We start from the raw sequence: 13,594 nt of genomic DNA, 5'->3' as shown, positions 1-13,594 counted from the left end.
GATCGCTCGCTTCCATAAAGTGTCCACTCTTCTTTACACTATGTGGAGCGTTCGCACATTGCAAAGGCGATTTGACTTTCAAACCTGCGACCAATGTGTCAGACTAAGTTGACACATGGAAAGACCGGCCATGAAATCGACAACCCTTAGTTTGTTCCGCTTCGGCGCGCTGAACGCGCGCCTTTGGGCATTTGCGCAAATGGGGCTGGCCCGGCGTGGCCTGGCCCAGATCCGTGATATCGGCGCGTGGAAGCTTTGCGGTTCCGGCACGGGAGAGGGCTTTACCCCGATTCCCAACACCGCCGTCTACGCGATACTGGCCACCTGGCCTGACCACGATTCGGCGAGGCGCGCGATGCATGGAAGCCCCGTTTTCCGCCGCTATCAAGCGCGCGCCACCGAAGCGCGAACCCTGTTTCTAAGCGCGACATCGGCGCGCGGCACCTGGTCCGGAACAGAACCGTTCGCAGCCGACGCTAATCCAAGTGGCGGCCCTATCGCGGCGCTGACGCGCGCGACGGTGAAGCCAAGGCTGGCCGCGAAATTCTGGAAACGCGTCCCCGATATTTCCACCGTGATTGGGCAAGACCCGAACGTCCTGTTCAAGATCGGAATTGGTGAGGTGCCATGGCTCCACCAGGTGACTTTTTCCATCTGGCCCGATTCGGAGTCGATGGCGGCTTTCGCACGCCATGACGGTCCCCATGCACAGGCCATTCGCGCCGTACGCACCGAACAATGGTTCAAGGAAGAGCTTTACGCGCGGTTCAACATAGATGCCGTCGACGGCATTTGGGACGGCCAGCAACTGAACCTGAACCTGACTGAGACCCTACAGAGAAGCACAAGGATGGCCGCCGAATGAAAGATATGAAGCGCCCCGGCCCGTTCCCGTTTTCCGCAATCGTGGGTCAGGAAGAAATGAAACGCGCGATGGTGTTGACCGCAATCGACGGTGGTATCGGCGGCGTTCTGGTGTTCGGCGATCGGGGCACTGGCAAGTCCACCGCCGTGCGCGGATTGGCGGCGCTGCTGCCCGAAATCGACGCGGTCGCCGGGTGCCCCGTGAACTCGGAAACCGTCTCTGATGTGCCGGATTGGGTCGCATTGAAGGACGGCACGGTGATCGCCAAGCCGACTCCGGTGATCGACCTGCCGCTCGGGGCAACCGAAGATCGGGTGGTCGGTGCGCTTGATATCGAAAAGGCCCTGACCAAAGGCGAAAAGGCGTTTGAACCCGGCCTACTGGCGCGTGCGAACCGGGGCTACCTTTACATCGACGAGGTCAATCTGCTGGAGGACCATATCGTCGATCTTCTGCTCGACGTCGCCCAATCGGGTCAGAACGTGGTGGAACGCGAGGGGCTTTCGATCCGTCACGCGGCGCGGTTCGTGCTGGTCGGGTCGGGGAATCCCGAAGAGGGAGAGCTTCGGCCTCAATTACTCGACCGGTTTGGCCTGTCGGTGGAAGTCGAGAGCCCCAAGGATCTTGATGTGCGTATCGATGTGATCCGCAGACGCGATGCCTATGACCGCGATGCCATGACCTTTTGCACGGAATGGGAAGCCTCGGACGCCGATCTCCGGGCGCAGATCGTGGCCGCGCGCAAACGGCTGGCATCGGTCGATGCGAGTGACGCGATCATTCGCGATTGTGCCGCGCTGTGCGTGGCGCTTGGATCGGACGGGTTGCGGGGCGAATTGACATTGCTGCGCGCCGCCCGCGCCCTGGCCGCGTTCAACGGGGACACAGCCGTAGACCGCCGCCATCTCCGGATGGTCGCCGCAAGTGCCCTGCGCCATCGCCTGCGCCGCGATCCACTGGATGAAGCGGGGTCCACGACCCGCGTGACGCGTGTGGTCGACGAGGTCCTGGGGTGAGCGCGCATGAAGCCCGGTGGCATTCGGTCAATCTGGCCGTTGCCTGCTTCGCACTTGATCCAACATCGCTTGGTGGCATGCAGGTCCGCGCGCGCGTGGGCCCGGTGCGCGATCGGTTCGAAGCCGGATTAAGGGTTGCACTGGCGGGGCAGGCGTTGTCGCGCATGGCACCTACGATGGGCGATGAAGCGTTGTACGGGGGGCTCGACCTCGCCGCTACGCTGCAGGCGGGGGCGCTGCACCGGACGCAGGGCATCCTGAACCGCGGTGGGACGTTGCTTTTGCCGATGGCAGAACGGGTTGAACCGCGATTGGCCGGACGCTTGGCGACCGCGCTCGATACGCGGCGTGAACTGGCCATCGTGGCGTTTGACGAAGGGGCGGAGCCGGGTGAACACACGCCGGACGCCCTGCTCGACCGGTTGGCCTTACATATCGACTTGTCCGACCATCCACTCTCCGCGGCCCCGGATCTGCAATTCGACATCGACGCCCTTGCCGAGGCGCGGAATGCCCTGCCGCAGATCATAGTCCCGGAAGATGCGATCACCGAATTGGTCTTCGTTGCCGCGCGCCTTGGCGTGCAGTCGCTCCGCGCACCATCGCAGGCGCTTGCCATGGCCCGCGCCTCCGCCGCTTTGTCTGGTGCAGAGCAGGTGGACGAAGCCGATTTGCTGTTGGCCGTGGAACTGGTCCTGGCTCCAAGGGCGACGCAAATCCCTGAGATGGAAACACTTCAGGACGACGTGCCACCCCCGCCACCCCCCGCCCCCGAAAATCAGCCGGACGATGCAGCCGAGCCCGACGCGCAGGCCAATCAACCGCCTGCCGAGGTCCTTCTGGACGCCGCGCGCGCGATGCTACCCCCCGATCTCCTGGCGCGGTTGGCGGCCGCAAAGGCCAGGCGCGCCGCATGTGGAAGCGGCTCGGGCGCCAAGCAAACCGGCAACCGGCGAGGCCGTCCCTTGCCGCCGCGACCCGGACGTTTGGGCGGCGGCGCTCGTATTGACCTGGTCGCCACCTTACGCGCCGCAGCGCCTTGGCAAACCATTCGACGCAAGGTCTCGGGCGACGAAGGGCGTATCCATGTGCGGACGTCCGACCTTCGCATTCGGCGTTACCAAGAAACCTCCGACCGCGCGATCATCTTCGTGGTGGATGCCTCGGGCTCGGCCGCAATGGCACGACTGGCCGAAGCGAAGGGCGCAGTCGAGCTGTTGTTGGCCGAAGCCTATGCGCGGCGCGACCACGTGGCGCTGATTGCGTTTCGCGGGGATGGATCAGACGTGCTTTTGCCGCCAACGCGCTCGTTGGTGCAAACGAAGCGGCGTTTGTCGAGTTTGCCGGGCGGCGGCGGGACACCTCTTGCCGCGGGCCTCAAATCGGCGTTGGATCTGGTCGGCCTGGCGCGCGGCAAAGGCATGACACCGTCGGTCGCGCTTCTGACGGATGGGCGTGCGAATGTGGACCTGAGTGGGGCCGCAAATCGCGCTCAGGCCTCTGAAGACGCAAACCTCATGGCGCGGTTCCTGCGCTCGGAAGGTGTCCCTGGGCTGGTGATCGACACCGGCTTGCGGCCGACCCGTGGACTGGACGGTCTGGCCCGCGAAATGGGCGCGCCGTACCTGCCGCTGCCCCGTGCCGATGGCCGCAGCCTTTCACGCGCCGTGGACGCGGCGCTGACCCCGTGACAGCCCACCTTCCTCCGCCGAATTGGCCCAATCGCGCGGCCAGCCAAAGCATACCCGTTGCACCGCATCGTTGGCATGTTCAACGCACGGGCGGCGGCCCTACGGCGTTGCTTCTGCATGGCGCCGGAGCATCCGCCCATACGTGGGCACCCTTGTTGCAGGCGGGGAATGATGGCTGGGATGCCATTATGCCTGACCTTCCGGGTCACGGCTTTACGCAAAGCCCCCGTGGGCGGGCGCGTTTGCCGGACGTTGCAGCGGACATCGCGGCGCTTTTGACGCATCTGGGTGCAGAGCCAGAGCTGATCATCGGGCATTCCGCGGGCGGAGCCGTGGCGTTGGAGATGATCAGAAGTGGCCTATCCAATCCACGCAAGCTGGTCATCCTGAACGGAGCGTTGGAGGATTTTCGCGGCGCCGCCGGTTTGCTGTTTCCGGTCATGGCAAGGGTTCTGGCCCTCAATCCGCTGACCTCGTTCTTCCTGCCTTCGGGCGCACAGGCGATGAAGCAAGCGCGATCCGTCATCTCCTCGACCGGCTCGGACCTTCCGGACCCCCTGCTTGCGCCCTATGCGAAGTTGATCAGCCAGAAGTCTCACGTCGACGGCACCTTGGCGATGATGGCGCAATGGTCGCTTGCGGATCTGAGCCGCGCTTTGCCGCAGATCGACACACCCACGCTGTTCATTCACGGTGCCAAAGACGAAGCGGTTGGCGTTGCTTCCGCCCGGCGCGTGGCCGACCGAATGCCGAATGCGGATCTGGTGTTGCTTGAGGGCGCCGGTCATCTGGCCCACGAAGAAGCGCCAGATCAGGTCGCGTTCGAGGTACGGCGCTTTTGCGAGATGACCGAGGCAAACTGAAACGGGCGACCCTTGGGCCGCCCGTTTGCACATCCTGAAAAAGCGCGCCGTCCGCGCCGGGTCTTATTCCGCTTCCGGCCCGCCGAGGGACACGAGATACGCATAGAGGTTCACTGCGTCCTCTTCCGAACGAACGCGGAAGCTCATCGCACCACGCAGGCTGTCATCGCCCGTAGTCTCGCGGATCCAGCCGGTCGGGTCCTGCACATAGGCCACGAAGGACGCTTCGTCCCAGACCGTTCCCGCTTCCATCAGGGCGGTCAGGCCGTTGGAGTAGCGGAAGTCTTCGACACCGCCAACAGTGCGACCGTGGATACCCCAGAGGTTCGGGCCAGTGCGTGCGTTGCGACCGGCCAGTGTTTCGCCTTCTGCATCGACGACGACGTGGCAGGAAATGCACTGGCGGAACGCGCGTTCGCCCGCTTCGGCGTCACCCGTTGCATGGCCGTCCGCAAGGGCCGGCACGGCCATCGGAACGGTGAAAAGTGTGGCTGCCGCTGCAAGAACGGAAAGTCGTTTCATAGGTAGCTCCCTTCGAGTGTGCTCACATGAGTATACCTAGCTGTATACAAATTGCGTCCACACCTTTTTGTGACGTTTTGATAACTTAGGCAACAGCATGCGCAATGGCGCACTGCTTCCAGAGGGTCTTGAGGGCCATCACGAGGTATTCGATATCCTCATCGGTGTGAAGCGGGCCGGGAGTGAATCGCAGCCGTTCGGTGCCTTTGGGGACCGTCGGATAGTTGATCGGCTGCACATAGATCCCGAATTGATCCATCAGAATATCGGCCAGCATCCGGCATTTCACCGGGTCTTTCACCATTACCGGGATGATGTGTGATGGGTTATGTTCATGGGGGATGCCCTCGGCGTCCAGACGGGCGCGCAGGCGTTCGACCTGCCGGCGCTGCATGGCGCGCTCCCAACCGCTTTGCTTGAGATGACGGATCGATTCGGTTGCCGCCGCTGCAACTGCGGGCGGCAGGGCCGTGGTGAAGATGAACCCGCTGGCAAAGGACCGGATGAAATCCACCAAAGCCGCAGAGCCGGTGATATACCCGCCGACGCACCCATAGGCCTTGCCAAGCGTGCCTTCGATCAGGGTGATGCGGTCCATCAACCCCTCACGTTCCGCCACACCACCGCCACGCGGGCCATACATGCCAACGGCATGGACTTCGTCGATGTAGCTCATTGCGCCGTGCTTTTCGCAAACGTCGAGAATTTCGGCGATTGGAGCGATATCACCGTCCATGGAATAGACCGACTCAAACGCCACGATGGGCGTTGCATTGGCAGGCAGCGCGGCCAATTTGCGATCGAGGTCCTTGGGGTCGTTGTGTTTCCAGATCACCTTGTCGCATTTCGCGTGGCGGATACCCTCGATCATCGACGCATGGTTCAGCGCGTCCGACAGGATCACCGCGTTGGGCAAGCGCGAGCCCAATGTAGACAGCGAGGCCCAGTTCGACACGTAGCCCGAGGTGAACAGAAGCGCTGCTTCCTTGCCGTGAAGGTCGGCGAGTTCGGCCTCCAACAACTTGTGATGATGCGCGTTGCCCGAAATATTGCGCGTCCCGCCAGCGCCCGTGCCGCAGGTAGCGACCGTGTCCATCATCACCTGCATGACTTTCGGGTTCTGACCCATCCCGAGGTAGTCGTTCGAGCACCAGACAGTGACCTTGTCCTGTTCGCCGTTACCGTGGTTCTTCACCCGTGGGAAATCCCCGGTTTCGCGTTCAAGTTCCGCGAAAATGCGATAGTTCCCCTCTTCCTTGAGTTGGTCGAGCTGGGATTGGAACAGCTGGTCAAAGTTCATTGGACTTCCTCGCTTAGTCTTGTCGCTTGGGCAGGCTGGGGCCTTTCGGGCAGCATCCATCGCCATAGTTTCTCATCGGGCAGCGGGAGCACCATGAACCAGTGTTCCAGCAGGGCGAGCGCGCTCAGCGCGCTCAGGAGGGCAAAACCGACGACATCGGCTTGGGCCTCGGACACCAAAAGCCGTTCCAGCCAACAGGCGGCTGTGAACGACAGGGCAGTGATCGACATCGGGAACAGCCAGTTCATCCGCGCGGTGCGGAAATGGCTGGGAAGATGTTCAAGGGTTTCGGGAATGAACTCAACATTCACCTTCCGTACCCCGAGGTAGAGGTTCAGCTTGGCGCTGATCCGGGCCGCAAACAGCACGGCGAAGGTCCACATGCCATAGTGGTTTTCGGCCCCCCAGGCCAGGACAACCATGGCCACAAACACCGCAGCCAGAAGCATCTCATGGTAAGCGATTGTGCCCCAGGCGCGAATGAAACGCTCCCACTCCGGGACACCTTCGCGTGCATCACTGCGCACGGGGCCGGTGATCGTACCGGTCAGGAACGTCAATTCGATCCACCCCCACAGCGCCAGCGCCGACAAGAAGGCCACGTAGACGCCCGCGATTGTGCCGTTGCCCAAAGTGTCCAGAAAACCGGCCGCCCCCAAAACCAGGAACGGCAGGGTCATCAGGCACGCCCAAAGCCGCGCCTGTGGGCCGCCCTGATCCGCCCGGCGCACAGCCAGCAGGATCGCTCCGGTGGAGAACCACCAGACGAACAGGGCCGCGAGGGCCGCGATCCAGGGCGAGCTGAGCATCAGTAGGCGGGCTCCAGTCGGACATTTTCCAAAGTGTCCCGCCGGATTGCAGGGATGGACATCAGGCTGGCGAACGCCAAGCCGGCACGCATCTGCGCCTCGATCTTGCGCAGGAAACGCCCCTGTTCGGTGGCCTTCGCCAGGTCCTCGTTGGCCTTCTGCAGACGCTCCAGGGCGGGCTGCCAACGCGGATGGTCGATATCGAGCGTGATCGGATAGACTTGCCGGGCAATCTCGAACGTCTTGCGAAACACCTCGTGCGCGTATTCATCCGGGTCGACGCCAAGCGCTGCGTGGAAGGCTGGACGCTGGTGATCACGGACATACATCGTAGCGCAGAACGCAACGAGGAAGAACTTGATCCAATAGACGTTCAGTCCCTGTGTCAGCTTCGGGTCCGTCTTCATCAGAAGGGCAAAGGCTTCCCCGTGGGAGAACTCGTCGTTGCACCATTCCTTGAACCACTTGAAGATCGGGTGGAACCGATGTTCGGGGTGTTTCTCGAGATGGCGGAAGATGGTGATGTAGCGGGCATAGCCGATCTTCTCGGACAGATACGTCGCGTAGTAGATGAACTTTGGGCGGAAGTAGGTGTACTTCTTGTTCTGCGTGAGGAACCCAAGATTCACGCGCAGACCAGCCTCCCGCAGCGCGTCGTTGATAAAGCCCGCATGGCGCGCCTCGTCCCGGGCCATAAGCTGAAAGAGCTGCGTGATGTCCTCGTTATTGCCGCGGCGCTTCATCTCCTTGTAGAGAACGCAACCCGAGAATTCGGCCGTGCAGCTTGAAATCAGGAAATCGATGAACTCCTTCTTCAACTGCGGCTCCATCCCGTCCCAGTCGACGTCGTCCCAATCTTCGTTTTTCTTGAAGTGACCCTTGTTCGGGTCCGAGACCATTTGCGCGATCAGGGCATCCCATTCTGCGCGCACGGGCGATACGTCGATCGAATCCAGCGCCTCGAAATCGGTGGTGTAGAAGCGCGGCGTCAGAAGCGTATCGCTCATCGCCGTGGTGGTGGCGAAATCGTCGTCGTATTTCGCCTGCTCTTCCTGGATCGCCAGACCTTCTTCGACGGTCGTGGCATCGGCAGTGTGCAGGGCGGATTCGTTGGCAAGATCTTTCATAGCTTCACCTCCTCGGAGAATGAAAATTCACACAGTTCCATGAACTCGAAATCGCCGGTCATTCGGGTCCAGAGCTGTTCCAGTTTCGAGGCGCGGGTGATGCGGGCGACGCGTTCTTCCCGCACAACTTCGCCGTAAGGGGCCATCACGGGCGGCCCTTTCACCTGCACTTCGTCACCTGGATTGATGGTTGTGCCATCCAGGAACTTCACATGCGCATGGAGGCTGTCGAAGCAGTGGCTGACCTCGACTTCGCAGGGATGCGTTTCGAATTCACGTGTCAGAAGACCCATAATTTATTCCTCCAAGATGCGCGCGAACGCGGCTTCGTTGGTAGCGCCGAAGCCAACAAGCTCGGCACGGAAATCAGTGAATGCATCGCGTAGGCTGATGCGCCCATCGGCGTAGCGGACCACGCGGATCGGATCGGAGGCCTCAAGGCCAACGGCCCCGCGCTCCCGTTCCAGAACGCGGTAGATCCCGGCGACAAAGCCGCCTTCATCCGCCGCGAAATCGGCAACAACAGTGCCATCGAGCGCCATAACGCGGGCGGACCCGTCAAGCTCGGCAAATATGCGCACGGTGCGCTCGGTCACGATGGGCACTTCGGCTTCGCTTGGCGGCATGGCCGACAAGGGTCGGTCGGTCAGGCGCGCGTAGCTAACGATGATCAAGATACAAAGGCAGAGGATGAACATCGCGCGGATCAGAACCGTCGGGATCATCTCCTTGTCGCGTTCAACCAGTTTCTGCTCCGCACTGGTGCGGATCATCTGGCTTTGGGCGGGTGTGGAATCGAGGGTCATTGGTCGTTCTCCTCCTTCATTCCGCGGGTTGTGCGGCCATTTCAGGCACGCGGGTGATCTGGATATCGGGCACGGAAACGGCGGTTTCGGCCGCATCCGACAGCATCATGGCCACGCGCTTTGCATCGGGAATGCACCGCAACGCGGGCTGGGTGTGCTTCATTTTCCACGGCCGGACATGGGGCCATGTCATGATGTAGGAAAAGCCCATGCCGCCTTCCGGGCTCATCTCAAGCGCGATGGTGCCATGGCCGGATTTGCGCAGGCCGAGGGTGGCGTTCATCACATGTTTGAACGGCAGGTTCAGCGTCATGGTCAGTGCGGCGCCAATGCGCATGGCAACGCGCCTGTTGGTGATCGTGTAGACGGTGGCCTTGGCCTGAACCAAAGCCACCAGAATCAGGAGGACGCAGACGATCGCACCCAGAACCAGGAAGAACGACGCGGCCGTGGCGCTTTGTACCCACGTCTCGGTCGCTGCCCCGCCCGTGGTACGCCACGCGAAGAGGAAGACAAAGTAGCCTGCGACCCACCACAGGCTGAGGGCCTCTTTCGCCAGCGTCCACCAATGGGGCTGACCCTGCCAGAGGATGTGTTCCCCCTCCGGCAGCATCTCGGGAAGGCCACGGACAGGCTCGGTCTGAAAGTCGTCGTGGTGGTCGTGGGGCATCGGTCATTGCTCCTTGGTTACGGTCGGGCTGCTTCGGTCAGAGCAGCGGTTCGGCCCGATTTTCATCGGCGTAGAGAATGCCCGCACCGTAGTAGGCGGAGATCTTCTCTTCCTCGAGTTTGGTGATCTGGGTGGCGGATCTGGTCACCGGAACATCGGCAAAATGCCTGCCGTGGATCGAATTGATCGTCACCCGTGTCCAGATCTGGCAGAAGTGAATCGGCACAAGTCGCTTGCCGCCGCCATGGGCCGCGTCCAGTTCGATCTCGAGGTAACGGACAAGCTGTTCGGGCGCGTCGATCCACATGTCGGAAATCGTGCCAACCTCTTCGCCGTCGCCGCCGCGCACAACCTTGCCACGCGGGTCTTTCCCGGCACTGACGCGGTAGGCCTCGGTTGCACCCATCGGCACGATCTTGGCATGGCCATGGCCATCAAGTTCGGGCTCATCGCGGCGCGGAGTCCAGGCGCCGGAGCCGACACCGGCCTTCATCGGATCGCCAGTCACATCCCAGGGGTAGCCAGTGGACGGACGCTCGCGCTCCATCACATCGTCAAGGTCGGTGCGCCTATGCTCATCCTCGTTCTCGACAGAGGGCACCACGACCTTGCCGCGCCCGTGGGGCAGCTCGAAGGTCTTGGGGTTCGGCACGGGGAACGGACCTTGGTTGGCCGCTTCACCGCCTTCTTCGCTTTCCAGCGGGTAGCCTTCACGCATGTTTTCCGTCTGCAGGTAATAGATCAGCAGGGCGAAAAAGATCCAAAACAGCCAGATCGAGAGGCTTGCGAGGTCAAAGTTACCAAAGAATGCATTTTCCATGGCGTGGGTCCTTTCAGGTGGGCCCGATCAGGTGGGCAAATCGGCGAGGCCGATCTTCGCCCCCCCATCTTGGGTTTTGGTCGTTCGAGTGCGCACCAGCGGCCCGAGGGCCACCAATGTTGTGAAAAGCAGAAAGATTTCGAGGTGGTAGACGACGGAATACCCCGTCGCCGCGGTCCCGAGTGCTTCGCCAAGTTGTCCAGACATGGCGATGGAATTGACGCCATCGCGGATCGCGCCGCCCATGGCGATAGAGAGACCGGCGGCTGTGGCTTGCGCAGCACCCCATGCGCCGAGGGCAAGGCCCTTACCCGCGCGGTTGCTGGTCGGCATGGTCATGGCGGCGGTAAGCGTCGCGACAGAGAACAGACCACCACCAAAGCCGATGAAGCAGGCGCCGACAAAGAACAGCTCGGACGACGCCCAGGGGTTGGAGAAGATCACCGCCGAGAACGCCAGAACCCCTGCCAGAAGACCGCGCGCCGCCATGCGGTAGGGGTTGATACCCTGGCTCAACCAGCGTGCGGCCAGTGCGAATCCGGCCAGCGCGCCCGCGGCCCAGGTGGCCGTCAGAAGTGTGGTCGAGGAAACAGACAGCCCGAGGATTTCGCCGCCGTAGGGTTCAAGGAGGACGTCTTGCATGTTGAAAGCCATGGTGCCGAGGAACACGACGACCAGCAAACGCCCGGCGCTGCCACCGTTGGCGTAATCGGCCCATGCCTCGCGAAAGGTCGGGCTGGCCTCGGCGCGCTGCGCCTTGGTCATGGGTTGCACGCGCTCTTGCTTCCACAACGCAGCTACGTTCAGCACGAGGGTCAGGACGGCGCAGGATTGGATGACCTGGATCAGTTCGAGCGGCGTGAATTCCCGCAAGAACCAGCCGATCACAACGGCGCTGACGCCCATGCCGACAAGGAACATGACATAAAGCAGTGCAACCACGCGGGGGCGGGTTTCGTCGGTGGCGCGGTCGGCGGCCAACGCGAGGCCGGCGGTCTGCGTCATGTGCATGCCGATACCGGTCATCACGAAGGCGAGCGCGGCGAGGATCTCACCGGCAAAGGGGATATCGTAGGTGGTTTGCGTGACCTCTCCGCCGAGGACCAGAAGGCAGGCGGGCATGATGGCGAGGCCACCGAATTGCCAGAGCGTTCCAAACCAAAGGTAGGGCAAACGCTTCCAACCGATGGCGGATTTGTAGGTGTCGGACTTGAAGCCAAGAAGGGCGCGGAAGGGCGCGATCAGGACCGGCAGCGCGACCATGCAGGCGACGAGGAAGGCGGGGACCTGAAGCTCCACGATCATGACGCGGTTGAGCGTGCCCAACAGAAGGACAGCGGCCATGCCGACGGAGACCTGAAACAGCGAAAGGCGCAGGAGCTGGCCGAGGGGGAGATCATCGGACGCGGCATCTGCGAAGGGCAGATAGCGGATGGATATGCGTTTCAGCATACTCATGCACGGATCTCCATGCATTTGGAGATGTAGAAGCCGGATGAGACGGTTGCAAGGTTGCAACCAGGGGTTAAGCAATTGTTTTTCAACAACTCTCGCCGGATTGCTTTTTCCGAATGCGGGATCATTACGGGCGAGCGGTCGCTGCGCGGGAAGAGTTTTCCAAGACCAAAGAAAGCCATCAGGAAGGGCGTCTTGGGGGCGACGGTAAAGACGATATGGGGGCAGCGTTCGGCCAGACCCGCCAACGCGCGGCCCAGATCGGGCGCAGCGTAGTAGATCATCGAATCCATCGCCATGACATGATCGAAATCACCCAGATCGGCGCTCAGCATATCGCCCGAACGGAAGGTCACGCGATGGGCAAGATCTTCGGGCAGGCGCTTGGCGGCGATGTCGATGAGTTGCGGCGAGATGTCGATGGCCACGACCTCGGCCCCGCGTTTGGCGAGTTCTTCGGTCATCGCCCCGGTGCCACAGCCTGCGTCCAACACACGGCGACCGGTCAGATCCTCGGGCAGAGCGGCCAGCATCGTCGCACGCATCCGGTCCCGGCCCGCGCGCACGGTCGCCCGCACGCGAGACACCGGCGCGTCAGAGGTCAACCGCTCCCACGTTTTGGTCGCGGTGCGGTCGAAATAGGCCTCTACCCGGTTGCGGGTGGCGTCATATGTGGGCGTGTCCACCAAGTCAGTCGAACCCCAGCAATTCAAAGATATCGCGATCTTCCAGCGGCGCGGGCGCAAGCGGATCGGTGCCCGCGTAAAGCGTCTGGGCCAGACGGATGTATTCGGCGCGGCATTGCACGATGTCTTCTTCATCGGGCATCTCGAACAGGGTCTTCTTTTTGAGCCTGGAACGCCGAATAGCGTCGACATCGGGCATGTGGCCGATGCGTTTGAAGCCCACCACATCGCAATAGCGATCCACCTCATCGGTGTTCTTGGAGCGGTTGGCGACGCAGCCTGCGAGGCGCACGTTGTAGTTCTTGGACTTGGCCTGCACCGCGGCAATGATCCGGTTCATCGCATAGATGCTGTCGAAGTCATTGGCAGTGACAATCAGCGCACGGTCGGCATGTTGCAGAGGGGCCGCAAAGCCACCGCAGACGACATCGCCCAACACGTCGAACAGCACCACATCGGTGTCTTCCAGAAGGTGGTGCTGCTTGAGGAGCTTGACCGTTTGGCCGACGACATAACCGCCGCAGCCGGTCCCGGCGGGGGGGCCACCGGCCTCGATGCATTGCACACCGTTGTAGCCTTGGGTGACGAAATCTTCGGGGCGCAGTTCTTCGGCATGGAAATCGACGTCCTTGAGGATGTCGATGACCGTGGGCTGAAGCATGCCCGTCAAGGTAAACGTGCTGTCGTGCTTGGGATCGCAGCCGATTTGCAGGACCTTCTTGCCGAGCTTGGAGAAGGCGGCGGAGAGGTTCGACGAGGTCGTCGATTTGCCGATCCCGCCCTTGCCGTAGACGGCGAAGACCTTGGCGCCTTCGATCTTCATGTCATCGGATTGATGCACCTGAAGCGAGCCTTCACCATCCTGACCCTTCAGGATTGGCGGCGATTTTAGACCGCGCGCCTCTAGCCCGGCGGCTTCGCGCATCGCGGCGCGCGCGGCGGGGGGATTCTTTTCGTCCAGCAT

The 13,594-nt window shown here is 62.0% G+C and carries 15 protein-coding genes; 4 read left to right on the top strand and 11 right to left on the bottom strand.

Translation table 11 applies throughout. The features are described from left to right. The first annotated feature begins 130 nt into the window (after window positions 1-130). The 4 genes from crtA to bchO are packed head-to-tail and all read left to right on the top strand — an operon-like array spanning window position 131 to window position 4,435. Window positions 131-865, top strand: coding sequence for a spheroidene monooxygenase (gene crtA / locus V8J83_RS10715; protein WP_339986289.1), 735 nt, complete (start codon window positions 131-133; stop codon window positions 863-865). Then, a complete protein-coding gene (gene bchI, locus V8J83_RS10710; protein WP_439649782.1) occupies window positions 862-1,881 on the top strand; it encodes a magnesium chelatase ATPase subunit I in 1,020 nt (339 codons plus the stop codon). The genes crtA and bchI overlap by 4 nt, the downstream gene beginning before the upstream one ends. Further along, a complete protein-coding gene (locus tag V8J83_RS10705) occupies window positions 1,878-3,572 on the top strand; it encodes a magnesium chelatase subunit D (RefSeq protein WP_339986288.1) in 1,695 nt (564 codons plus the stop codon). The genes bchI and V8J83_RS10705 overlap by 4 nt, the downstream gene beginning before the upstream one ends. After that, window positions 3,569-4,435, top strand: a complete 867-nt coding sequence (bchO, locus tag V8J83_RS10700; protein ID WP_339986287.1) for an alpha/beta fold hydrolase BchO — start codon at window positions 3,569-3,571, stop codon at window positions 4,433-4,435. The genes V8J83_RS10705 and bchO overlap by 4 nt, the downstream gene beginning before the upstream one ends. Window positions 4,436-4,498: 63 nt before the next feature. On the opposite strand, the gene V8J83_RS10695 is transcribed toward bchO, so the two are convergent. From V8J83_RS10695 to bchL, 11 genes are all read right to left on the bottom strand, one after another. Next, a complete protein-coding gene (locus V8J83_RS10695) occupies window positions 4,499-4,957 on the bottom strand; it encodes a c-type cytochrome (RefSeq protein ID WP_339986286.1) in 459 nt (152 codons plus the stop codon). Window positions 4,958-5,042: 85 nt separating this feature from the next. Next, entirely contained in the window at window positions 5,043-6,257 is a 1,215-nt protein-coding gene (gene hemA / locus V8J83_RS10690) for a 5-aminolevulinate synthase (RefSeq protein WP_339986285.1), read from the bottom strand. Beyond that, window positions 6,254-7,066 carry a putative photosynthetic complex assembly protein PuhE gene (gene puhE, locus V8J83_RS10685; RefSeq protein WP_339986284.1) on the bottom strand — a complete coding sequence of 271 codons (813 nt, stop codon included), beginning with the start codon at window positions 7,064-7,066 and terminating at the stop codon, window positions 6,254-6,256. Before puhE ends, hemA begins: the two co-directional genes overlap by 4 nt. After that, window positions 7,066-8,193, bottom strand: a complete 1,128-nt coding sequence (gene acsF / locus V8J83_RS10680) for a magnesium-protoporphyrin IX monomethyl ester (oxidative) cyclase (RefSeq protein WP_339986283.1) — start codon at window positions 8,191-8,193, stop codon at window positions 7,066-7,068. The genes puhE and acsF overlap by 1 nt, the downstream gene beginning before the upstream one ends. Next, window positions 8,190-8,486 carry an O2-dependent cyclase accessory protein gene (locus tag V8J83_RS10675; RefSeq protein ID WP_339986282.1) on the bottom strand — a complete coding sequence of 99 codons (297 nt, stop codon included), beginning with the start codon at window positions 8,484-8,486 and terminating at the stop codon, window positions 8,190-8,192. Before V8J83_RS10675 ends, acsF begins: the two co-directional genes overlap by 4 nt. A gap of 3 nt (window positions 8,487-8,489) precedes the next feature. Next, complete coding sequence (gene puhC, locus V8J83_RS10670) at window positions 8,490-8,999, bottom strand: photosynthetic complex assembly protein PuhC (RefSeq protein ID WP_339986281.1); 510 nt, start codon at window positions 8,997-8,999, stop codon at window positions 8,490-8,492. Window positions 9,000-9,015: 16 nt separating this feature from the next. Next, complete coding sequence (puhB, locus tag V8J83_RS10665) at window positions 9,016-9,669, bottom strand: photosynthetic complex putative assembly protein PuhB (RefSeq protein ID WP_339986280.1); 654 nt, start codon at window positions 9,667-9,669, stop codon at window positions 9,016-9,018. Window positions 9,670-9,706: 37 nt separating this feature from the next. Next, entirely contained in the window at window positions 9,707-10,489 is a 783-nt protein-coding gene (gene puhA, locus V8J83_RS10660; RefSeq protein ID WP_339986279.1) for a photosynthetic reaction center subunit H, read from the bottom strand. 27 nt (window positions 10,490-10,516) lie between these two features. Further along, on the bottom strand, window positions 10,517-11,947 hold the full coding sequence (locus tag V8J83_RS10655) for a PucC family protein (RefSeq protein WP_339986278.1): 1,431 nt from the start codon (window positions 11,945-11,947) through the stop codon (window positions 10,517-10,519). Next, entirely contained in the window at window positions 11,944-12,633 is a 690-nt protein-coding gene (bchM, locus tag V8J83_RS10650) for a magnesium protoporphyrin IX methyltransferase (protein WP_339986277.1), read from the bottom strand. Before bchM ends, V8J83_RS10655 begins: the two co-directional genes overlap by 4 nt. A 1-nt stretch (window position 12,634) precedes the next feature. After that, entirely contained in the window at window positions 12,635-13,555 is a 921-nt protein-coding gene (bchL, locus tag V8J83_RS10645; protein WP_339987003.1) for a ferredoxin:protochlorophyllide reductase (ATP-dependent) iron-sulfur ATP-binding protein, read from the bottom strand. Between the last annotated feature and the right edge of the window lie 39 nt (window positions 13,556-13,594).

It is taken from the genome of Gymnodinialimonas ulvae (assembly GCF_037543845.1).
Lineage (GTDB): Bacteria > Pseudomonadota > Alphaproteobacteria > Rhodobacterales > Rhodobacteraceae > Gymnodinialimonas > Gymnodinialimonas ulvae.
The sequence above is the reverse complement of the archived record's forward strand: the minus strand, read 5'-3'. Positions and strand labels throughout refer to the sequence as shown.

Bases quoted from the DNA above. Each gene is read 5' to 3' on its own strand.
- V8J83_RS10675 (WP_339986282.1), bottom strand. From the start codon at position 8,486: ATGGGTCTTCTGACACGTGAATTCGAAACGCATCCCTGCGAAGTCGAG.
- bchL (WP_339987003.1), bottom strand. From the start codon at position 13,555: ATGCGCGAAGCCGCCGGGCTAGAGGCGCGCGGTCTAAAATCGCCGCCA.
- puhC (WP_339986281.1), bottom strand. From the start codon at position 8,999: ATGACCCTCGATTCCACACCCGCCCAAAGCCAGATGATCCGCACCAGT.
- V8J83_RS10695 (WP_339986286.1), bottom strand. From the start codon at position 4,957: ATGAAACGACTTTCCGTTCTTGCAGCGGCAGCCACACTTTTCACCGTT.
- hemA (WP_339986285.1), bottom strand. From the start codon at position 6,257: ATGAACTTTGACCAGCTGTTCCAATCCCAGCTCGACCAACTCAAGGAA.
- bchI (WP_439649782.1), top strand. From the start codon at position 862: ATGAAAGATATGAAGCGCCCCGGCCCGTTCCCGTTTTCCGCAATCGTG.
- puhA (WP_339986279.1), bottom strand. From the start codon at position 10,489: ATGGAAAATGCATTCTTTGGTAACTTTGACCTCGCAAGCCTCTCGATC.
- V8J83_RS10655 (WP_339986278.1), bottom strand. From the start codon at position 11,947: ATGAGTATGCTGAAACGCATATCCATCCGCTATCTGCCCTTCGCAGAT.
- puhE (WP_339986284.1), bottom strand. From the start codon at position 7,066: ATGCTCAGCTCGCCCTGGATCGCGGCCCTCGCGGCCCTGTTCGTCTGG.
- acsF (WP_339986283.1), bottom strand. From the start codon at position 8,193: ATGAAAGATCTTGCCAACGAATCCGCCCTGCACACTGCCGATGCCACG.
- crtA (WP_339986289.1), top strand. From the start codon at position 131: ATGAAATCGACAACCCTTAGTTTGTTCCGCTTCGGCGCGCTGAACGCG.
- puhB (WP_339986280.1), bottom strand. From the start codon at position 9,669: ATGCCCCACGACCACCACGACGACTTTCAGACCGAGCCTGTCCGTGGC.